The sequence below is a fragment of the Algoriphagus oliviformis genome, assembly GCF_017254915.1.
GTDB classification, from domain to species: domain Bacteria; phylum Bacteroidota; class Bacteroidia; order Cytophagales; family Cyclobacteriaceae; genus Algoriphagus; species Algoriphagus oliviformis.
In genome coordinates this window covers 1-284 of sequence record NZ_JAFKCT010000088.1, presented here as the reverse complement: position 1 = coordinate 284, position 284 = coordinate 1, and the positions used below count along the sequence as shown (strand labels likewise).

At 65.8% G+C, this 284-nt stretch carries 1 protein-coding gene; it reads left to right on the top strand.

All coding sequences use genetic code 11. The features are described 5' to 3' along the window. The coding region (locus J0A68_RS23400; protein WP_206580528.1) for an S-adenosylmethionine:tRNA ribosyltransferase-isomerase at positions 1 to 284 on the top strand (284 nt) is incomplete at both ends.

Genomic DNA, 284 nt, shown 5'->3' with positions numbered 1-284 from the left:
ACCTGCTGGTGTTCAACAATACCCGCGTGATCCCGGCGCGCATGTTCGGCCGCAAGGTCAGCGGCGGCAAGATTGAAGTGCTGGTGGAGCGCGTGCTGGACGACCATCGCGTGCTGGCGCACGTGCGCGCGTCGAAAGCGCCCAAGCCGGGCGCCGAGCTGCTGCTGGGTGATGACGAGAGCATCGCCGCCACCATGGTGGCGCGCCACGAGACGCTGTTCGAGCTGCGCTTCAACGACGAACGCGATGTCTTCACCATTCTCAACGCGGCCGGCCATATGCCG